This is a genomic window from Ruegeria sp. CDSC068, assembly GCF_059610545.1.
In genome coordinates this window covers 533,907-554,958 of sequence record NZ_JBXWNV010000001.1, presented here as the reverse complement: position 1 = coordinate 554,958, position 21,052 = coordinate 533,907, and the positions used below count along the sequence as shown (strand labels likewise).

Sequence of the window (21,052 nt, the reverse complement as noted above, 5' to 3'; positions counted from 1 at the left end):
CCGCCCAGCCTGCGTATCCGCCACTCCCCAGTCTTTGAACACGCGGCCTCAACCGGGATCAGAACCCGGCGTTGATGGCCTGAGCGGCGTCGATCTTATCCTGACCTACGTCGTCGGAAAACTGGTCCCAAACGGGCTTCATCGCATCGACCCAGGCCTGACGCTGTTCGGGGTTCAGCTCGCGGATGATGCCGCCGGCATCAGTGATCGAAGCCTTGGCTGCTTCGTTCACCGAGAAGGCTTCCTTGTTCCGTGTCTCGGTCACTTCGCCCAGAATGGTCAGGAACTGATCGCGCACCTCGGGATCAAGGCTGTCCAACCAGTCAACCGATGTCACGACCAGATAGTCGATGATGCCATGGTTGGTCTCGGTGATACCGTCCTGCACTTCGAAGAACTTCTTGCCATAGATGTTCGACCAGGTGTTTTCTTGGCCGTCCACAACGCCCTGCTGCAGCGCACCGTAAACTTCCGAGAACGCCATCTTCTGCGGGCTGCCGCCAATGGCTTCCATTTGGGCAACCAGAACGTCCGAGGATTGAACACGGAATTTCAGGCCCTCGGCATCCGACGGAGCCTCAAGCGGTTTATTAGCCGACATCTGTTTCATGCCATTGTGCCAGAACGCCAGCCCTTGCAGGCCGCGGCGCTGCATGCTGTCTTTCATCGCCTGACCATCCGCCGAGGCCTGGAACGCATCCACGGCGTCAATGTTCTTGAACATGAACGGCAGGTCGAACAGACGGAACTGTTTGGTGAACTTCTCAAACTTCGACAACGACGGCGCGGCCAGCTGGACGTCGCCTTGAAGCATTGCTTCAAGCACCTTGTCATCATTATAGAGCGTCGAGTTCGGATAGACCTCAACGCACATCACGCCATTCATCTCGTCATTGACGCGCTGCTCCAGCAGCGATGCCGCGATGCCCTTGGGGTGTTTGTCCGTGTTCGTCACATGCGCGAACTTGACGACAATCTCGCCGTCATCACACGCGGCCATACCGGCGGTTGCTGTAACACTCAACGCCAGCGCGGTCGCGGCAGTTGTCAGGAATTTCATCTGTCTTTTCCTCCCAGACTTCCATGAAACCTTCAGTCAACGCCAGATCGGCGTCGCATGTGGCGCAGTGAAGCGAATCAAGGGGCACCGCTCAACTTTTTGTTCGAAATTCGGAAAGTTCAAATATTTTTATTTTACTTCATAGTTTTAGAGGGAACTTCCCCGCCATCAAAAGGCAGTGACACTACCCGTTGTGCGAAAATCCGCACATTTATTTCCCCGGCTGTGCGGATTTCCGCACGCACTTCGAATCAGATCGAACGACTCACCCCCTGATTCTCTGGTGACCACCCGCAGCCTGCGAATGCAGGCTGCCCGGCCCAACGCCTTTAAATGCATGATAATGCAGTCAAAGGCGGCGGGTGCCCCCGTTAGCGCCGATAGTCTTCTGGGCGAATCTGATAGCGCGCCAGTTTGTCGTAAAAAGTCTTGCGCGGTAGTTTCAACGCACTTGCCGCATCCGAGGCTTTGCCATTGTGCCGACCCAGCGCCGCAATCAACAACGACCGCTCTACGCGCGCCATTTGCTCGTTCAGCCCCAGATCAGCGGCACGTGCCACCTCTTCCGGCATCCCCAACACGAACCGCATCGCCGCCGACATCAGCGATCTGGCATTGCCCGGCCAATCGCTGGCCATCAACGACGCAAGTTGCTCCGAGGTAATTTCGGGTTCGGCAATGCCCGCCTGTTCCGCCGCTTGCGCGACATAATGGCGAAAGATCACTGGAATATCTTCGGGTCGTTCCGCCAGCGACGGGATCCGCACACGCATGACATCCAGGCGATAAAACAGGTCCGCATTGAATTGGCCCTGTTCTGACAGCACCGCCAGATCTGCGGTTGTTCCCGCGACAATCCGTGAACCGGTGCCCTGCTCTATCATTTCAAGCGCGGCGTATTGCGTGGCGTCTGGCATGGCCGAAACCTCATCCAAGAACAACGACCCACCGGCCGCATCTTCGCACACGCGTACCAACCCCTCGGGCGTCAGCCCTGAGGCCGGGCGCTTGACGAACGGCCCCTGCCCGACCGGTGACATCAGATGAACGACTTCGGCCACTTTCGATATCCCGCTGCCCGGTGGCCCGGTTACCAGAACTTCTGCCCCGGTGGGGGCGACGGATCGGACCCGTTCGCGCAGGGCCTCGGCCTGTGCGGACAGGCCGAACAAAAGCCGCGCTGCGGGGTCGCCGCGCTCAAGCTCTGATTTGAGGGCACGCTGTTCGATCACCTGCGCGCGCGCGTCAAAGGCTCGTTCCAACACGGGCAGCAGGTCCGCCGCCGCACATGGCTTTTCCAGAAAGTCAAAAGCTCCCTGTCCCATGGCCTGCACCGCCATCGGGATGTCGCCCTCACCGGTCAACAGAACAACGGGCAAATCTGGATCAACCTCACGCGCGTAGTTCAGCAGATGAAATCCATCCCGGCCCGGCATACGAATGTCCGAAACGATCACACCCAGAAAGTCGGCGCGAATATGGTCTTTAGCTGCCACAAAGGATCCCGCCGTAACCGGATCATAGTCTGCCAGCTCAAGCGTTTGCGCCAAAGCTTCGCGGACGGCAGCGTCGTCATCAACCAGTAGAATTTTCCGCGTCATGCGACCTCGTGCTCCGTGAAAGGCTCAAGCTCGACCGTAAACAATGCCCCGGTGTCCAGATTTGCGCCCCGGATATTACCTCCAAAGCTTTGCACCAGACCATACGAAATCGAAAGCCCAAGCCCCATCCCCTCCGAGGTTCCGACAGCCTTGGTCGTATAGAACGGTTCGAACAGTTTTTCCGAGTTTTCGATGCCCGGGCCGATATCGCGGACAGTCACGGCCAGCTTGTCGCCGCGGTCGATCGCAATGCGAATAAGGCGGTCGTCTTGCCCGCTCATCGCGTCGGCGGCATTGTTGATCAGGTTGACGAATACCTGAACCAACCGCACCTCGCCGCCCCATGCGTAAACCGGGTTATTGGGCGGGGCCCAATCCATACGGACATCCTCAGTTCGCAATCGCGCCTCGGTCAACTCGACCGCCGTATCGATCACCTGAACCAGGTTAACCTTGCCCATCGGTTCACTTTCGTTGCGCGAAAAGGCACGCAGGTTCTTGATGATACGCGCCATGCGCGCCGCCATAGCAGAGATACGCGTCAGGTTCTCCGACGCTTTCTCATCCCGGCCGCGGGATAGAAAAGCCGCGCCATTATCTGCGAATTGCTGGATCGCCATCAGCGGTTGGTTCAGTTCGTGACTGATACCCGCCGACATCTGGCCCAACGCGCTGAGTTTACCTGCCTGGATCAGCTCTTCCTGAGCGTGTTTCAGAGCCGCTTCAGCGTCTTCACGTTCACGCACTTCATGGCGCAGTGCGGTGTTTGCAGCTGTCAACGCATGCGTCCGTTGCGCGACCCGGCTTTCCAGAATCGTGTTGGCCTCGGCCAATGTGCGCCTGCGTTCGGTCGCCAGATACAACAGCGCGCCGAAGGCCAGACAGATTGCAGCAACGGTCGCCGCCTGCAACCCCGCCAAACGCTGCGCGGGGGCCACATCGACCAGAACTTCAGCCGTCATGTCGATCACCGGCAAGTCCAGCATCAGGTGTAAAGCGCGGCTAGGCAGATACCGCCCCCAATTCAGTTCCCAGACCTCGTGCGGACCGACCAGAACCGAGGCAAAATCGACCACCCCGCCGTCTGGCGGTGTCAGGCCCAATTGACCCTCATCCCGGTGCCAAAACAACAAATCCGATCGGTTTGAGATAAACACGACGCCGTCCCCGTCGGTGAAGAACACCGCCTCGGTACTGCCGCGCCAGGTCTGTTCCACATCCTGCACATCGGCCACAACGATTAATACACCCTCGACCTGACCAGCATCGCTAAAGGCCGGGGCGGCGTAGGAATAGGTGCGATCTCCGCTGCTTTCCACAACCCCATGCGCGCTGCCCATTGCGCCCTGCAATGCGCGCCGAAACGCGGGGTGGTCCGCCATGTTTGGCCACTCAACCGGCTGCGCCGAGGCCAGAACCTGCCCGCTCTGATCAAGATACATCATGTTGACGGCCGACGTTTTGTCGGCGACGTCCAGCAATATCGCGCGCGCTGCCTGTTGTTGCACCGGTGTCTCTAGGGCGCGCAGGACCGGATGCGTGGCCATCAGCACGGCCAGTTCCTGATAGACCTGCATCTGAGTGCTGAGCCGGTCGGCAGCCAGTTCAAGGTCAGCCTCGGCCTTTTCGCTGAGCTGCGACAGCGCTTGACGGTAGCCATAGGACCAGACCCCTGCGGTCAACAGGCCGACAGCAAACAAAAATCCCAGAATGACCCAAACGCGTTGCATGATATAGGGTCTTGCATTCGGCGCGCCGCATGGCAAGTCTGCGCCGCATGAAGACGGTATTTCAATCTCCGGTCGATCCGGAATTCGTGCAGAACCCCTACCCGTTCTATGATCAGGCCCGCGCGTGCGGTGATCTGGTCTATTGGGAAGACTATGGGAAAATTGCGGCTGTATCACACCGGGCGGTCTCGGCGCTTTTGAAAGACCGCCGCTTTGGTCGGGAAGTACCCGAAGAAATGCGAACCCCAGGTCCGGCGCATCTTGCCCCTTGGCTGGCGGTCGAGGCGCATTCGTTGCTGGAAGCCGAACCGCCAAGACACACACGTTTGCGCGCATTGGTGATGCGGGCATTCACGTCGCGTGCCATATCGGCGCTGGAACCTTCGATTCACGACCTAACCCATTCTTTGATTGACGCATTTCCCGACCAATCGTTCGATTTGCTCTCTACCTTTTGCACCCAAGTTCCGGTCATCACGATCTGCCGCCTTCTGGGCGTGCCCGAGGATATGTCACCCAGTCTGCTACGCTGGTCACATGATATGGTGGCGATGTATCAAGCCAGCCGTACGCCCGAGACTGAGACCGCTGCCGCAGCCTCATCTCAAGCATTCACCGACTTTCTGATCGACTACATCGAGCAGCGCCGCAGCGATCTGCAGGACGATCTGATCACACGGTTGATCGTGGCCGAAGAAGATGGCGAAAAGCTCTCACGCGAAGAGCTGGTCGCCACCTGCATCCTGCTTTTGAATGCCGGGCACGAAGCGACCGTGCATTCACTTGGAAACGGCGTGAAGACCGTTTTGCAAAATGGCATCGGACCGCAACACTTTGCGCCGGACAGCATCGATCGCACGGTAGAAGAGATTCTGCGCTTTGACCCGCCGCTGCACATGTTCACCCGCTATGCTTATGAAGACATCGACGCATTTGGGCACAGTTTCAAACGTGGTGATGAGGTCGCGCTACTATTGGGCGCTGCGAACCGGGATCCTGCCGTCTGGAGCAACCCGGACAGGTTTGATCCCACCCGCGCCATCGTCACGAACACCAGTTTCGGTGGCGGCCTGCACTTTTGCGTTGGCGCCCCTCTGGCACGGTTGGAAATGCGCATCGCACTGTCCACGCTGTTCGACAGATATCCGAACCTGCGCCTGAGCACCGAGCCCGAGTTTTCGAACACGTACCATTTCCACGGGCTGACCAAACTGATGGTGCAGACCTAGCTTTCGATCAGCGCTTTCAGAGGCAACATGGTGGTGGACTTGATCTCTTCCATCGACAGCAAGGCTGTCACGTTGTGCACGCGCACTTCTGAAATCAGCGCCTGATAGAATTCGTCATAGGCACGCGCGTTCTTGACCCGCACCTTCAAGATATAGTCGATGTCCCCGGCCAGCCGATGCGCTTCTTGCACTTCGGGCCTGTCGCGCAGGGCCTTGAGGAACTTGTGCTGCCAGTCAGCCTCGTGCTCTGAGGTGCGGATCAGAACAAAAAACGTGGCTTCAAATCCCAGCGCTTCGGCGTCCAGCAAAACGGTCTGCTGCCCTATCACACCGGCCCCTTTCAGCTTGCGTATCCGATTCCAGACCGGCGTCTTGGAACTGCCGACACGAGCGGCTATTTCGTCCAGCGATTGACTGGCGTCCCGCTGCAGCTCGACCAGAATTTTCCGATCCGTATCATCAATCCGCACCGACATTCCAAATTTCCCTTCGTTTCGAAACCAATGTCCCGTTTTGCCGTTGGCGTGGAACATTTGTCCTTATTTGTTCGCCTATATGGCGTATTGGCGGAAATATTTCCTATATTGCAACACAAGTCAAACCACACTCGGGACACGAAATGCAGCTTACGCAATCATATGATGGCACAGGACATGTCGACTTTGTCGGCGCGGGTCCGGGCGATCCGGAATTGCTGACGCTCAAGGCACTGAACGCCTTCGAGCGCGCGGATGTTGTTCTGCATGACCGTCTGATCAGTGATGAGGTCCTGGCCTTGGCCGGCAAGACCGCCCAACTGGTCGATGTTGGCAAGGCCGGCTTTGGCCCGTCGTGGAAACAGGAAGACATTGACGCCCTGCTGGTTGAGCACGCCTTGAAGGGCCAGCGCGTCGTGCGCCTGAAGTCCGGCGACCCGACCGTATTTGGCCGACTAGATGAAGAGATCGAGGCGGTTGAGGCTGCTGGCATCTCGTGGCGGATCGTACCCGGAATCACAGCCGCGTCGGCGGCCGTTGCCGGAATTGGTCAAAGCCTGACACGCCGCGGTCGCAATTCGTCGGTCCGCTTTCTGACAGGCCACGACATGAAGGGCTTTGCCGATCACGACTGGACCGCGCTAGCGCGCACCGGTTCGGTTACCGCGATTTACATGGGCAAAAAGTCCGCTCGTTTCATTCAGGGTCGCCTGATTATGCACGGTGCAGATCGCCAGACGCCGGTGACGTTGATCGAAAACGCTACGCGCCCCGATCAGCGCATTCTGGAAACAACGCTGGACCAGTTGCCCACCGATTTGAACGCCGCCGAAATGGATGGCCCTACCCTGACCTTTTTTGGCCTCGCCCCGCGCCAAGCGACCGCGGCCCTGACCGAATTTAAGAAGGAGCACGCCTGATGGCCCGCGCTTTTACCCCCAAAGTGGTGACCGCCAACGACCTGTTGGAAGGTGACGTTATTTATCTGACTGAAGACGACCAGTGGTCTCGGGAGTTGTCCGAGGCCGAGCTGATCACCGATGAAGCGCACGCGCAGGTGCGCTTGCTGGATGCCTCTAGTCAGGCCAGCAAAATCGTTGGTGCTTATCTTGCCGATGCCGTCGCCGGCGACAACGGCCCCGAGCCCACCCATTTCCGGGAAGACTTCCGCCGCACTGGTCCGTCCAACTATGCCCACGGCAAACAGGAATCCTCCCCGCAGCCCCGGGCCTGACCTCTGGCCCTTCTCTCTCCCCTTCTCAAGGCCCCAAGGTTCGGGGCTGCAACTAAGGACAGCTAATCATGTATCGCTACTCCGAGTTCGACACAGCATTTTTGGCAGAACGTAACGCGCAGTTCCGCGCGCAGGTCGAGCGCCGCATTGACGGCTCGTTGACCGAAGATGAATTCAAACCGCTGCGCCTGATGAACGGCCTGTATCTGCAGCTGCACGCCTATATGCTGCGGGTTGCCATTCCATATGGAACGCTCTCTAGCGCTCAGATGCGTCAGCTAGCCCTGCTGGCCGAGAAGTGGGACAAAGGTTATGGCCACTTCACGACCCGTCAGAACATTCAGTATAACTGGCCGAAACTGAACGACGTGCCCGATATGCTGGACGCGCTGGCGGAGGTTGGCATGCACGCCATCCAGACCTCGGGCAACACCATCCGCAACGTGACCGCCGACCATTTCGCCGGTGCCGCCGCGGATGAGGTTGCCGACCCGCGCCCCTATGCCGAACTGTTGCGCCAGTGGTCGACCGACCACCCGGAATTCCAGTTCATGCCGCGTAAGTTCAAGATCGCCATCACCGGTTCGGAAAACGACCGCGCCGTGATCAAGGCGCATGACATCGGCCTCCAACTGGTCGAGCGTGACGGCGTTTTGGGCGCACGTGTCATCGTGGGTGGCGGTTTGGGCCGTACACCGATGATCGGCAAGGAACTGTCCGAATTCGTCGCCTTTGACGACCTGCTGGCGTATCTGGAAGCCACCGTTTCGGTCTGGAACCAGATCGGCCGCCGCGACAACAAGTACAAGGCGCGCATCAAGATCACCGTGCATGAGCATGGCATCGACGCGATCCGCGCCAAGGTGAACGAGCGCTTCCTGAAGGTTCGCCCGCAGTTCAAAGGCGCGGATATGAACCTGTTGGAAGAGATCAAGGACCACTTTGCGCCGCCAACCTTCCGTGAAGCCTCGGTTGCGTCGTTTGAAAGCGCCTACACCAACGACCCGGTCTTCCGGTCGTGGGTCGACACCAACATCGCGCCGCACAAGAACGCGGATCACGCGATCGTCACTATCTCGATCAAGAAACACGGTCAGACTCCGGGCGATGCGACTGCTGAGCAAATGCGCGTAATGGCCGATCTGGCCGAAGAGTTCGCCTATGACGAGCTGCGTATCAGCCACGAGCAGAACGTGATCCTGCCGCATGTCCACAAGTCGGACCTGCCCGCGATCCATGCGAAGCTGAAAGAGTACGAACTGGCAACCGCCAATATCGGCCTGATTAGCGATATCATCGCCTGCCCCGGCATGGATTACTGCGCACTGGCAACGGCGCGTTCGATCCCGGTTGCACAGGAAATCGCGACCCGTTTCGATGATCTGAAGCTTGAGCATGACATTGGTCACCTGAAGATCAAGATCTCGGGCTGCATCAACGCATGTGGTCACCACCACGTTGGTCACATCGGCATCCTGGGTCTGGATCGCGCAGGCGTCGAGAACTACCAGATCACTCTGGGTGGTGACGCGACCGAGACTGCAGCCGTTGGCGACCGCACCGGCCCGGGCTTTGCCTATGATGAGATCGTGCCTGCCGTCGAACGCATTGTCGAAACCTATCTGGAACAGCGTGACAGCGCCGAAGAGACATTCCTTGAAACCTATCGCCGCGTAGGCATGGCACCGTTCAAGGCAGCCCTCTACCCCGAGGCGCGAGCGAATGCCGCTTGACCTGATCCAGACGGAACTGGGGGCCGACCGCGCAGAGCTGACCGAAAAGGTCGAAGCGCTGAACACCCAGTTCCGCCACCACAGTGCCCATGACGTCATGCATGGCGCATTGGAGGCCATCGAAGAGCTTGCTTTGGTCTCCAGCTTTGGGGCGGAGTCGGTGGTGTTGTTGCACATGGCAGCCGTGATCGACAAAGCCACGCCGGTCCTGTTTGTGGACACGCAGATGCTGTTCACCGAAACGCTGGAATATCAGCAGGACGTTTCAGATCGGCTTGGCCTGAAGAACGTTCACATCATCCGCGCAGATGATGAGGATGTTCAGCGCGAAGACCCATACGGCGCTTTGCGCCTGAGCGACACGGATGCCTGCTGCAACCTGCGCAAAACCTTCCCGCTGCAGCGTGCTTTGGCGGGCTATGATGGCTGGATCTCCGGTCGGAAGCGGTTCCAGTCTGGCACACGCGCCGCGCTTGACTTCTTTGAGGTCGAGGACGGCACTGGCCGGATCAAGGTGAACCCACTGGCACACTGGGCACCCGAAGACGTGCGCGCCTATATGGATGAAAACAACCTGCCCCGGCATCCGCTGGTGGCCAAAGGTTACCCCTCGATCGGTTGTGCGCCCTGCACATCGCCGGTCAAAGAAGGCGAAGACCCCCGCGCCGGACGCTGGCGCGATCAGAACAAAGAAGAATGCGGTATTCATTTTGTCGACGGCAAAATGGTGCGCGCTGGAGAGAAAACATGAACGTAATCGTAACGGATGAGGGGTTCGCCCCCGACGACTGGACAGATGGCTTTGTCACGCTTGAGGACGCAGCCAATGATGTGGTTGCGCTCGACGTGGCGTCGGACACTGACCCCGATGAGCTTGTCGACCGCCTGGGCAGCGCCCGGATGGTCCGTGTGGACTTCCCGTCGTCGGCGGATGGCCGCGGCTTTACCATCGCGCGCGTGTTGCGCCTGAAAGGCTACACCGGTCGTCTGAGGGCCAGAGGCCATGTTCTGGCCGACCAATACGCCATGGCGCGCCGCAGCGGGTTTGATGAGGTCGAAATCGACGACGCGCTTGCCAACCGCCAGCCCGAAGATCAGTGGCTGGCCCGCGCCGATTGGAAAGACCACAACTATCAGGCCCGCCTGCGCGGCTAAGATCGCCAATCGCCAGCTTGTGAATTCAAAGGGGCATTTAGCCCCTTTTCCTGACTTGGATCAAAGATTAAACGGAGATGTCGGTTTACCCAGCCGATAGTGAAACGATGACAGAGATGAAACCCGTGACCGAAGTAACCGCCGTCAAGGCCCCCGTCCTTCCGGACGCACAGACCGTAACAGACGTCAAACATTGGACCGACAGCCTGTTTTCTTTCAAGGTCTCGCGTCCCGCCTCGCTGCGCTTCCGCTCGGGCGAGTTCGTGATGATCGGCCTGCTGGGCGACAACGGCAAGCCTTTGCTGCGCGCTTACTCCATCGCATCGCCTTCGTGGGACGAAGAGTTGGAGTTCTACTCGATCAAGGTCCAGGACGGTCCGCTGACCTCGAAGCTGCAGCACATCAAACCGGGCGATCAGATCATCCTGCGCCCCAAGCCTGTTGGCACGCTGGTGCATGACGCGCTGCTGCCTGGAAAACGCCTGTGGTTCTTTGCCACCGGAACAGGTTTTGCGCCCTTCGCCTCGTTGCTGCGCGAGCCGCAGACCTATGAGGATTACGACGAAGTCATCATCACCCATACCTGCCGCGAAGTGGGGGAATTGGAATATGGCCGTCAGTTGATCGAAAGCATTCGTCAGGACGAAATGCTGGCCGAACTGATGGGCGAAGGCTTTGCCGACAAGATTCGCTACTACCCGACCACGACACGGGAAGAGAGCCCCAAGATGGGTCGCATCACCGAGTTGCTGAAAGACGGCACAGTTTTTGCTGATCTGGGCATCGAAGGCGGCATCAAGCCGGAAACCGACCGGGCTATGGTCTGTGGGTCGTTGGCCTTCAACCTGGACATCAAAAAGATTCTGGAAGAGTTCGACCTGCGCGAAGGTGCCAATTCCGAACCCAAGGAATTTGTCATCGAAAAAGCCTTTGTTGGCTAACTCGATGCACCGGTTCCGGGGCATTTGGCCCCGGACTGGCGAAAAACCTCTGACAAAACCCGGTTTTTTCGGCCTGGCCTGCACTTATGCCGCTTGAATCGGCGTGCAGGCCAGTCTAAATTCCGGCCTTGAAATTCTGCAATCATCAAAGGAATGAACCCATAGCCCGCAGACCTCACAACGCGCCGCCGCAAAGAGACACCGGCCCCCGCGTCAATGATAAGATCCGTGCCCCCGAAATCCGTCTGATTGGCGCTGAAGGTGAAAATGTCGGGGTGGTTCATCCCGCCAAAGCCATGCAGATGGCAGTTGATGCCGGTCTTGATCTGGTCGAAATTTCGCCCAACGCAAACCCACCGGTCTGCAAGATCATGGACTTTGGTAAGTTCAAATACGAGACGCAGAAACGCGAAGCTGAAGCCCGCAAAAAACAGAAGATCATTGAGATCAAAGAGGTCAAATTCCGACCGAACACTGACACTCATGATTACGACGTAAAAATGCGGAACGTATTCAAGTTTCTTGAAAACGGGGACAAGGTCAAAGTGACCCTGCGTTTCCGCGGCCGTGAAATGGCTCACCAAAATCTGGGTCGTGAACTTTTGGAACGTGTTGCGGCCGACACCAAAGACATCGGCAAGGTCGAAAACATGCCGAAGATGGAAGGCCGTCAGATGATCATGCTGATCGGTCCGCTGCCACAGAAGTAAGCCCCTGTGCATATCGAATTCGAAACCCTGTCAGATCCGCTCTGACAGGGTTTTTTTGTTGGTTCTATGGTACAGGCCAAGCGGCGCTTCAGCCGGGGATCGAGGTGGAGATCGCCCGACTAAGTTTGCCCACAAGCTCGTCTATCTGCGCGTCTTCTATGATGAACGGCGGAGCCAGCAGGACGTGATCCCCAACCCGCCCATCCCGTGTACCGGACATGGGATAGCAGATCAGTCCTTCGGCCAAAGCGATTTTCTTGATTTTGCCCGCAACGCCATGAGCCGGATCAAACGGTGTTTTTGTTTCGCGATCAGCCACCAGCTCCAGCCCTCGAAACAGCCCCCTGCCGCGGATATCACCGACATTCGGATGCTGTCCGAATTCAGCCTGCAACGCCTCTTGCAGCTTGTCGCCCATGACGCCTGCGCGCGCGGGCAACGCGCGCGTAGTAAGCTCGGTGACAACAGCCAGGGCCGCTGCCGTCGCAACCGGGTGACCGATATAGGTGTGACCATGCTGAAAGAACCCGGACCCGTCGCGGATTGCATCATAGATTTTCGCGGTGCACATCATCGCGCCAATCGGTTGGTAACCAGCGCCCAACCCTTTGGCGATGCACAGAATGTCCGGTGCAATTCCATCATGATCGCAGGCAAACAAATGCCCGGTCCGCCCCATGCCACACATGACTTCATCAAGAATCAACAGAACGCCATATTGGTCACAGATCTGGCGAATACGCTGGAAATACCCCTCAACAGCAGGAACCGCGCCCAGCGTTGCGCCCACAACGGGTTCCGCCATGAACGCCATAACCGTTTCAGGACCCAAGCGAAGGATCTCGGCCTCCAACTCATTCGCGACGCGCTGGCCGTAGTCAAAACTGCTCTCGGCATCCGGCTTTTCAGCGTATTCGAAGCAGGGCGCGATATGTGTCATCTCGATCAACATCGGTGCAAATTGCGCGCGTCGCCATTCGTTACCTCCAGCCGACAACGCGCCCAAAGTGTTCCCGTGATAGCTCTGCCGCCTCGCGATCACCCGGCGACGCTCGGGCTGGCCAATTTCAAGAAAGTACTGCCGGGCGAGTTTCATCGCCGCCTCGGTCGCCTCGGACCCGCCTGAGACGAAATACACACGGTCCAGATCACCAGGCGCGTGTTCCACCAACAGATCAGCCAACGCCTCGGCAGGTTCGGATGTCATGAAACCGGTATGTGCAAAAGCGATCTGTTCGACCTGCCGCTGCACGGCCTCGATAACCGCCGGGTTCGAATGCCCGAGGCACGACACCGCAGCGTCACCACAATCCAGATAACGTTGCCCCTGATCGTCGATCAGGTAACACCCGTCGCCACCAACGGCGACTGGCAAGTTCGATTTGGTATGACGAGGAAAAACGTGGCTCATTGCAGAGGTCCTTTCAAAACCGCGACCAGCGCCGAAACCGACGCTGCGTTGTTCGCCCAGGCACTTCCGTCCTGGTCGGTCAAACTGTTTTCAAATCCAACCCGCACATCCCCGCCACGGTCCGCAGCCGTTTTTAGGCAAGCATGTTCCAGCTTTCCGAATGCACAGACCATCCAACTGGAGTGGGTTTGCGGAAAGTGATCAAGGTCTTCTAGTGCGGATTCCTGCCCCGAGGAGTATCGCCCCAGAACCAACAGTCGATCAGTTTGGCCGTCGCGGACGATCCCGCGGGCCTGCCAGTCTGCCAAAAGCGCAGCATCTGCATCGTCATAGAGAATATGCTGAACGCGCGTTCCCTGCTCGGCACACAGACCGTACACATTATCCGCGAGGTCCGGCGCGCGTGCGATTTCCCGGACCGAAATCGAAGCCCATTTTGGCTTTACGTGCTGCAAACAGTGCAATTGGGCCGCGACATCAAAGATACCCGCTGCCTCGGTCGTGATCTGAATGTCCATCTCAGGCACGGCACGACGCAACTCGGACATCGTCTCAAGATAACGCCCGGCATCCAGAGAATGCTGCCCCTGTTCATCGCGCACATGCAGGTGAATCCCATCTGCACCGGCCCGAAAACAGCTTTGTGCAGTCGATACGATCTCCTGCACCGACACCGGAAGCTGAACGTGATCCGCATGCCCCCTCCGGGCACCGTTCGGCGCCACCAGAACATAGGGCGAATGCGATTGCGGCAGTGTTTTGGACATAAGAGCACCCTTTTCAACTTTTAACCCAGTTAAAGACCCTACGCGCGTTTTCAATTTACATCTTTCATAACATTTGTTTTCTTTCGCGGATGACCAAGTCTTTGAGCCAGCTTACCGAAGCTCTGCGACAGCAGATTGACCACTTGCCTCCCGGATTGCAGATGGCGGCAAAATACATCCTCGACCATCCCGGAGATTTCGGGCTGGACTCAATTCGAGAAACCGCAGCAAAGATCGGCGTCAGCTCAAACGTTCTGGTCCGGCTGGCGGATCGGATGGGATATGACCGCTTCGACGGCCTGCGCGCTCCGTTCCGCGATGCGTTGGTCACAGATGGTGAGGATCATCTGAGCCAAAGTTGGCTTGCCGACATGCAAGACGGTGATTCATTCAGCGCTGCCCAGGCAAAATTTGCCCAGAATGCACAGAACGTCGTCATGCGATCCCTGCGGTTAATGAACCCTGAACGCGTCAAGCGCGCCATTGAAATTATGACGTCTTCTGACAGGTGCTTTGTCACCGCCACGCGCGCCAGCTATGCCCTGTCATACTATTTTTCTTATGCCGGACGCATGGCACACCCCGGTCTGCAACTTGTTCCGCGCCACATGGGGTCCGCGGCGGATGATCTGTTGGACGCAAGCCCCAACGATTGCCTGATTGCAATCACCGTCCATCCCTATTCCGCCGACACCATCCAATCAATGCGATTGGCGCGACGCATGAATGTGCCGCTCATCCTGATTGCCGACAGCGAAGTGATCGCACCCGGGATCGAGCCTGACGTGGTTTTCCCCATCAGCGCGCGATCTCTGCACCACTTCTCAAACTATGCCGGGGCCATGGTGGTTCTGGAATGCCTACTGGGTCACCTGTTTCAAGCGGGCGGAGACGTCGCGCGCCATCGCGTGGACAATTACCAAAAGTCCCGAGAAGACACAGGCGCATACTGGCAACCATCCCAGCCGCCCAAAATAAGACGGACATAAAAAAAGCCCCGGCCATAAGGACCGGGGCTTTTTTGACAGTTTTAAGCTTACATGCAGGCTTCAATGGCCCGCTTGGTCATGACACTGACCAGATGCGCGCGGTACGCCTTGCTGCCGTGCAAATCGGCAATCATATTCGCGGGATTGATGCTCAGCCCGGTCAAGGCATCCTGCCGAAACTCCTTGTTCAGGGCTTCTTCTGCCTCGGACCAGCGGAACACACCATCCTCACTGGCCCCTGTCACCGCAACGCGAACACCGTCGGCGAAACGTGCCAGATACACTCCGACCAGCGCAAAGCGCGATGCGGGTTGCAGGAACTTCTGATAGCTAGCCGCTTGTGGCACCGGGAAATTGACCGTGGTGATGATCTCACCTTCCTCCAGGGCTGTACTGAACAAACCCTCGAAGAAATCATCCGCCGCGATTTGGCGCGTATTAGTGATGATCGTCGCACCTGATCCCAAAGCGCCCGCCGGATAGCAAGCGGCCGGATCATTGTTGGCCAGTGAGCCACCGATTGTTCCTCGATTGCGCACCGCTGGATCGCCGATCTGCCCAGCCAGTGCGGCCAGCGCCGGATAGCTGCCGGCGGCCTCTGACGCCACCGTTGCGTGGGTTGTTGCGCCACCAATGGCCACCGACCCGTCATCCTCGACGCAAACCCCCTGCATGTCGGGAATCCCACCCAGTGACACCAGCGTAGACGGTGCTGCCAATCGCTGTTTCAGAGTTGGGATCAGCGTCTGGCCGCCCCCCAACGCCTGTGCATCCTCGCCTCCCAGCGCCGAAACGGCGTCAGCAACGGTCGAGGGCTTTTCAAACTCGAAATTGTACATTTCGCTTTCCTTTCCGAAAGGCGCGGATCCGCCCTTCATCTGGCTAAAAATATCCCGAGGGTCTGGGGGCAAAGCCCCCAGACCACCCGACCAATCAGCTGTTCATCGCCGCCCAGACACGAGACGGGCTCACCGGCATATCGATGTGATCGACCGCCTTGCCGCCCGAGTTCAGCGCATCCAACACCGCATTGACCACCGCCGGCGGCGAGCCAATTGCACCGGCTTCACCGCAGCCCTTCACACCCAATGGGTTATGCGTACAGGGCGTCTGGCTGGAATGATCGACACCATAGAAAGGCACGTCATCCGCGCGCGGCATCGCATAATCCATGAAAGACGCGCTCAGCAACTGACCGTTTTCGTCATAGGCACAATTCTCCAGCAAAGCCTGACCTATGCCCTGACCAATGCCGCCATGGACCTGACCGTCGACGATCATAGGATTAACGATGTTGCCAAAGTCATCTGCGGCGTTGAAAGCCTCGACGGTCACCTGACCGGTCTCTGGGTCAACCTCGACCTCGCACGCATATGCACCGGCCGGGTAAGTGAAGTTGGCCGGGTCGTAAAACGCGGTCTCCTCCAACCCGGGTTCAACTTCCAGCGGATAATTGTGCGGTACGTAAGCCGTCAGGGTTACATCGCCCCAGGCTACCGACTTGTCGGTGCCCGCGACGCTAAACTGACCGTCTTTCAGTTCAATATCCGCCTCGGACGCTTCCAGCAGGTGGGCGGCGATCTTCTTGGCCTTATCGATTACCTTCTCGGTCGCCTTGACCATTGCCGAACCACAAACGGCCAGCGAACGCGAGCCATAGGTCCCCATGCCAAACGGGATCTTTGAGGTGTCGCCATGCACGATCTCGACCATCGACTCGTCGATACCGATCATGTCGGCCACAACCTGCGGGAAGGCTGTCTCATGCCCCTGCCCGTGGCTGTGTGCGCCCACCATGACACTGATCGAACCGGTGGCGTTCACCCGAACAGTTGCGGCATCATACAGACCCGCGCGGGCCCCCAACATGCCGACGATGTTCGAAGGCGCGATACCGCAGGCCTCGATATAGCAATTGATGCCCAGACCACGCAGCTTGCCGTTGGCTTCGCTTTCGGCCCGACGCGCGGCGAAACCCGCCAGATCGGCAGCGACCTCAAGCTTGTCCATCGTCCCGTTGTAATCCCCGGTGTCATAGGTCAGTGCGACCGGAGTGTCATAGGGGAACTGAGTGATAAAGTTTTGACGGCGCAGGGCAATCGGATCAACACCCAACTCGCGTGCGGCTTTATCCACGACACGCTCCAGCTGATAGGTCGCCTCAGGGCGTCCAGCGCCGCGATAGGCGTCTACCGGCACCGTGTTGGTAAACATCGCCTTCACGTTCACCTGAATGACCGGCGTCTTGTAGTTGCCAGCCATCAGAGTGCCGTGCAGCCAGGTCGGAACCGAGCTGGAGAAAGTCGACAGATACGCACCCAGATTGGCATAGGTGTTCGTGCGCAGACCGATAAAGTTGTTGTCTGCGTCCAGTGCCAATTCGATCTTGCTGACATGGTCGCGACCATGGGCATCCGACATGAACGCCTCGGACCGGCTGGATGTCCACTTGACCGGACGGTTGCAGGCCTTGGCGGCAAAGGTGCAGAACGCTTCTTCTGCATAGTGGAAGATCTTGGTGCCAAAGCCGCCGCCCACATCCGGCGCCACGACGCGCACTTTATGCTCGGGCAGGCCCAGAACAAAGGCGCACATCAGCAGACGGATCACATGCGGGTTCTGCGACGTGGTGAAGAGCGTGTAGTCGCCCGTGCCAGGCTTGTACTCACCCACCGCCACACGCGGTTCCATCGGGTTTGCGACCAGGCGGTTGTTGACCAGATCCAACGTCGTTACGTGGGCTGCATTGGCAAAGACCTCATCGACCTTGGCGTCGTCCGTCTCACCCAATTGCCAGTCATAGCAGATGTTGTTCTTCAGATCGTCATGAACCAGCGTCGACCCATCCTGAGCAGCAGCTTTCATGTTCATGACAGCCGGCAGTTCTTCGATATCCAGATCGATCGCCTCGGCCGCATCACGGGCCTGTTCGAGGCTGTCGGCCACAACGGCCGCAATCGGGTCGCCCACATGGCGCACCTTACCTTGTGCCAAAATGGGGTGCGGCGGCTCCTGCATCGGCGCGCCGTGCTTGTCGGTCACTTCCCAACCGCAGGGCATCCCGCCCACGCCTTCGAAATCTTTGCCGGTGAAAACCTTGACCACTCCCGGCATAGCTTCGGCGGCTGAGGTGTCGATACTCTTGATCCGTCCATGCGCGATGTCGGACCGCAGGAAATGTACATAAGCCTGGCCATGTACGTTGATGTCGTCGGTATAATTGCCCGCTCCGGTCAGAAAGCGTACGTCTTCGCGCCGCTTGGAACTGGCTCCGATGCCACTGTCTTTGGGCATTGCTTGTTCTCCTCCCATAAACGGATGCTGTGCATCCTATGTCTTCCCACGGGCGCTTCATCGGACGCCCGCAGCGGCATCATTCGGCAGCGATGCTGCTGACGTCCTGACCAGATGCGGCCATGATCGCCTTGACAATGTTGTGGTAGCCGGTGCAACGGCACAGGTTGCCTTCCAGATACTTGCGCACCTCGGCTTCGGTCGGGCGCGGGTTTTCTTTCAGCAGTGCTGCAGCACTCATGACCATTCCCGGTGTGCAGAAACCGCATTGCAGGCCGTGATGGTCCTGAAATGCCTGCTGAATCACGTTCAGCGAGCCATCCTGGTTAGCCTGGCCTTCGATCGTGCCCACATCAGCCCCGTCTGCCTCAAGCGCCAGCATATTGCAGGACTTCACGGCCTCGCCGTTCACATGAACAACACACGCGCCGCATTGCGCTGTATCGCAACCCACATGAGTGCCAGTGAGATTGAGATTCTCGCGTAGAAAACCGGACAACAACGTCCGCCCTTCCACCTCACCGCTCACGGTCTTACCGTTCACGGTCATTGAGACCTTGGTCATAAGATCCTCCCCTATTGGCTTTTATCGCTGTCGCCGAGTTAAACACGGGAAAATTTGTTTGAGAACAAAAATATTTAGCGCCAATATCCGACGTTCGTAGGGGTCGTCTTTTCTTTCATAGCCGCCTAAGAAGAAAAGCTAAAATCTGTCACATCACCTTTTGCGCGACGCGCGTGGTTGCGGCCGCGTCGGGATTTCTTTCAACAACCCGCCAACCCCCATCCCAGCAATGTCCGCGCTGGTTGTTTCGACCCCGCAAGCAACCCGCGACAAGACCCAATCCGCACCGTTCAATGCAGGCGAACGGGCGCATCCGGGCAATCCGATTACTGGCCTTGGGCCGAGTGTTCCAAGAAACAGCAGATTACCGGGATCGACTGGCATGCCGAACCTATCAACCTGACCGCCAGCCGCCCGCACGGCCTGAGGTGCAACATCAAAAACATCAGATGTGGCAGAGCCGGTCAGGATCATCACAATGTCACCGGCAGCCTCTGAAATAGCCTGCGACAGCGGTTCGGCTTTGTGTGGAACGATCCGTACATCGCTGAGGTCCATGCCAAGGGTTTCTACCCGGCCGCGAATGGCTGCGATCCCCTTTTCGTTGGGGGGACCTCCGGGAATATCCGTTACGATCAGCCCTGCCGTTTTATGTACCGGTGCCACCAGACGAATCGAGGCCCTAGCCAGACCAGCGGCCTGCACGACGTCATCCTTTGGAACGGCGTAGGATATCACCTTGATTGTGGCGACCATCCCGCCCGGACCCATCTGTTGATATTGCGGCACGGTCGCTACTGTGATCATCGGGTTGACGCAGTTGAACTCCTGCAGGGCCGCAACGTCCAATTCGACAACACCCGGCCCGTCGGCCAGCAGGTTCACGCGCCCGGTAAACGGCTGCGTTACCCGTAATCCGGCGGCATCTGGATCAGGCGCAAGTGCAGCGGCCAACATTTCAGCAGCCTCGTCCTCGTGGCAATCGCCGGGCTCAAGCTGCGCAACTGTGACCTCATCATATCCAGCTGCACCCAGATGAGCCGCATGTTCGGCAGTCAGCAGCAATCCTTTGCGCAACTTGGTATCCTGAACCTGGACGGAGTGTGCAAGGATCGCGCCGGTGGCCTCGGCGACAGGAACGGGACCGAATTTCACGCCTTGCCCCGCAGCACGGCCGTCATCTGGGCGAGGATGGCCACCGCGATCTCGGACGGACCCGCCGCGCCGATGTCCAATCCAATCGGTCCGTGGATCTGGGCAATCTGTTCGTCCGAAAAACCCGCCTCTTTCATGCGAGCAACCCGCTTGGCATGCGTACGCGTGGACCCCAGAGCGCCGATATAAAACACGCCCGCCTTCAAGGCAGACTCCAAAGCCGGGTCGTCCAATTTGGGGTCATGCGTCAGCAAGACAACAGCGGTTCGCGTATCCATGCCCAGCTTGGCGACCGCCTCGTCCGGCCAATCAGTCAGGATGGTTTCGCCCGGGAATCGGGCACCAGACGCAAAGGCATCGCGCGGGTCGATGATGGTCGGATCATATCCGGCGATCCGGGCCATCGGAACCAGAGCCTGCGCAATGTGCACTGCCCCCACTATTATCAATCGCAGCGGAGGGTTGTGGACTGCAACAAATGTCTGCCCGTCCTCCTCAAAACCTGATCGGTCCATGCGCATTCGGTTTGAATAGGCTTTGCGGCGTAAAGCCCGATGACCGGTCTCGGTATTAACTTCATAGGCCATCGGTTCCCGCTGTGCGCGGGCTTTGACCAGATCTCGCAACATGGATTCTGGCAGGACCGAACCGACAGGTTCCACTAAAACACGGATCGTTCCTCCGCAGGCCAAACCCACGGCAAATGCATCCTCGTCACTGACACCAAATTCCAACAGACGTGCCTCACCTTCGTCCATCGCCTCAAGCGCTTCGACGATGACCGCGCCTTCGACACAGCCGCCGGATACCGACCCTTCGATCCGCCCGTCTGCGGCGATCACCAACTGTGCGCCGACGCGGCGCGGCGCGCTGCCCCAGGTTTCAACCACCGTGGCCAGAGCGGTTGGGTTACCCTCGGAATGCCATTTAAGGGCCGTCTCTGGGCTGTTGTCGAATCTGTCCATTGCACCCTCCCGGCGTGTTCTGATCCAACATAGGCAG

General features: G+C 58.4%; 20 protein-coding genes. 9 read left to right on the top strand and 11 right to left on the bottom strand.

From position 1 onward, the window contains the following. Positions 1-58 precede the first annotated feature (58 nt). The 3 genes from AC2FID_RS02610 to AC2FID_RS02600 form a co-directional block, all read right to left on the bottom strand. A complete protein-coding gene (locus AC2FID_RS02610; protein ID WP_109311602.1) occupies positions 59-1,060 on the bottom strand; it encodes a DctP family TRAP transporter solute-binding subunit in 1,002 nt (333 codons plus the stop codon). 371 nt (positions 1,061-1,431) lie between these two features. After that, positions 1,432-2,661 (bottom strand): sigma-54-dependent transcriptional regulator, encoded by a 1,230-nt coding sequence (locus AC2FID_RS02605; RefSeq protein WP_058277817.1) that lies wholly within the window; start codon positions 2,659-2,661, stop codon positions 1,432-1,434. Then, complete coding sequence (locus AC2FID_RS02600; RefSeq protein WP_496835272.1) at positions 2,658-4,391, bottom strand: sensor histidine kinase; 1,734 nt, start codon at positions 4,389-4,391, stop codon at positions 2,658-2,660. The genes AC2FID_RS02605 and AC2FID_RS02600 overlap by 4 nt, the downstream gene beginning before the upstream one ends. Before the next feature lie 47 nt (positions 4,392-4,438). Here AC2FID_RS02600 and AC2FID_RS02595 point away from each other — a divergent pair, with 47 nt between their 5' ends. Then, on the top strand, positions 4,439-5,620 hold the full coding sequence (locus tag AC2FID_RS02595; RefSeq protein ID WP_496835633.1) for a cytochrome P450: 1,182 nt from the start codon (positions 4,439-4,441) through the stop codon (positions 5,618-5,620). Here AC2FID_RS02595 and AC2FID_RS02590 read toward each other — a convergent pair. Further along, complete coding sequence (locus tag AC2FID_RS02590; RefSeq protein ID WP_058271489.1) at positions 5,617-6,096, bottom strand: Lrp/AsnC family transcriptional regulator; 480 nt, start codon at positions 6,094-6,096, stop codon at positions 5,617-5,619. The genes AC2FID_RS02595 and AC2FID_RS02590 overlap by 4 nt on opposite strands. Positions 6,097-6,239: 143 nt before the next feature. On the opposite strand from AC2FID_RS02590, the gene cobA reads away from it, so the two are divergent. The 7 genes from cobA (at position 6,240) to infC (ending at position 11,869) form a co-directional block, all read left to right on the top strand. After that, a complete protein-coding gene (cobA, locus tag AC2FID_RS02585) occupies positions 6,240-7,016 on the top strand; it encodes a uroporphyrinogen-III C-methyltransferase (protein ID WP_496835270.1) in 777 nt (258 codons plus the stop codon). Further along, a complete protein-coding gene (locus AC2FID_RS02580) occupies positions 7,016-7,330 on the top strand; it encodes a DUF2849 domain-containing protein (protein WP_058271487.1) in 315 nt (104 codons plus the stop codon). The genes cobA and AC2FID_RS02580 overlap by 1 nt, the downstream gene beginning before the upstream one ends. Positions 7,331-7,398: 68 nt before the next feature. Further along, positions 7,399-9,063 (top strand): nitrite/sulfite reductase, encoded by a 1,665-nt coding sequence (locus tag AC2FID_RS02575; protein ID WP_496835268.1) that lies wholly within the window; start codon positions 7,399-7,401, stop codon positions 9,061-9,063. Continuing rightward, complete coding sequence (locus AC2FID_RS02570; protein ID WP_496835266.1) at positions 9,053-9,814, top strand: phosphoadenylyl-sulfate reductase; 762 nt, start codon at positions 9,053-9,055, stop codon at positions 9,812-9,814. The genes AC2FID_RS02575 and AC2FID_RS02570 overlap by 11 nt, the downstream gene beginning before the upstream one ends. Next, on the top strand, positions 9,811-10,218 hold the full coding sequence (locus AC2FID_RS02565; RefSeq protein WP_170557552.1) for a DUF934 domain-containing protein: 408 nt from the start codon (positions 9,811-9,813) through the stop codon (positions 10,216-10,218). Before AC2FID_RS02570 ends, AC2FID_RS02565 begins: the two co-directional genes overlap by 4 nt. 107 nt (positions 10,219-10,325) lie before the next feature. After that, the gene (locus AC2FID_RS02560) at positions 10,326-11,159 is read left to right on the top strand and encodes a ferredoxin--NADP reductase (RefSeq protein WP_058271890.1); all 834 of its coding nucleotides are present in this window, start codon (positions 10,326-10,328) and stop codon (positions 11,157-11,159) included. A gap of 128 nt (positions 11,160-11,287) precedes the next feature. Beyond that, a complete protein-coding gene (infC, locus tag AC2FID_RS02555; protein ID WP_186437359.1) occupies positions 11,288-11,869 on the top strand; it encodes a translation initiation factor IF-3 in 582 nt (193 codons plus the stop codon). A gap of 88 nt (positions 11,870-11,957) precedes the next feature. Here the strand turns inward: infC and AC2FID_RS02550 are convergent, their stop codons facing one another. Both AC2FID_RS02550 and AC2FID_RS02545 read right to left on the bottom strand, forming a co-directional pair. Next, positions 11,958-13,280: an aspartate aminotransferase family protein gene (locus AC2FID_RS02550; protein WP_496835263.1), complete on the bottom strand. Its 1,323-nt coding sequence runs from the start codon at positions 13,278-13,280 to the stop codon at positions 11,958-11,960. Next, positions 13,277-14,047, bottom strand: a complete 771-nt coding sequence (locus AC2FID_RS02545) for a beta-keto acid cleavage family enzyme (RefSeq protein ID WP_282118557.1) — start codon at positions 14,045-14,047, stop codon at positions 13,277-13,279. Before AC2FID_RS02545 ends, AC2FID_RS02550 begins: the two co-directional genes overlap by 4 nt. 101 nt (positions 14,048-14,148) lie before the next feature. Here AC2FID_RS02545 and AC2FID_RS02540 point away from each other — a divergent pair, with 101 nt between their 5' ends. After that, positions 14,149-15,036 (top strand): MurR/RpiR family transcriptional regulator, encoded by an 888-nt coding sequence (locus tag AC2FID_RS02540; protein ID WP_496835261.1) that lies wholly within the window; start codon positions 14,149-14,151, stop codon positions 15,034-15,036. A 47-nt stretch (positions 15,037-15,083) separates the two neighbouring features. Here AC2FID_RS02540 and AC2FID_RS02535 read toward each other — a convergent pair whose 3' ends face one another. The 5 genes from AC2FID_RS02535 to AC2FID_RS02515 all read right to left on the bottom strand — a co-directional run bounded on the left by AC2FID_RS02535 (position 15,084) and on the right by AC2FID_RS02515 (position 21,015). Continuing rightward, complete coding sequence (locus tag AC2FID_RS02535; RefSeq protein WP_282118559.1) at positions 15,084-15,875, bottom strand: FAD binding domain-containing protein; 792 nt, start codon at positions 15,873-15,875, stop codon at positions 15,084-15,086. A 94-nt stretch (positions 15,876-15,969) separates the two neighbouring features. Further along, positions 15,970-18,330: a xanthine dehydrogenase family protein molybdopterin-binding subunit gene (locus tag AC2FID_RS02530; RefSeq protein ID WP_496835259.1), complete on the bottom strand. Its 2,361-nt coding sequence runs from the start codon at positions 18,328-18,330 to the stop codon at positions 15,970-15,972. Between the two features lie 79 nt (positions 18,331-18,409). Further along, a complete protein-coding gene (locus tag AC2FID_RS02525) occupies positions 18,410-18,895 on the bottom strand; it encodes a (2Fe-2S)-binding protein (protein ID WP_109311614.1) in 486 nt (161 codons plus the stop codon). Positions 18,896-19,048: 153 nt separating this feature from the next. After that, complete coding sequence (locus AC2FID_RS02520; RefSeq protein ID WP_496835257.1) at positions 19,049-20,050, bottom strand: molybdopterin-binding protein; 1,002 nt, start codon at positions 20,048-20,050, stop codon at positions 19,049-19,051. Further along, on the bottom strand, positions 20,047-21,015 hold the full coding sequence (locus tag AC2FID_RS02515; RefSeq protein ID WP_496835256.1) for an XdhC family protein: 969 nt from the start codon (positions 21,013-21,015) through the stop codon (positions 20,047-20,049). Before AC2FID_RS02515 ends, AC2FID_RS02520 begins: the two co-directional genes overlap by 4 nt. Between the last annotated feature and the right edge of the window lie 37 nt (positions 21,016-21,052).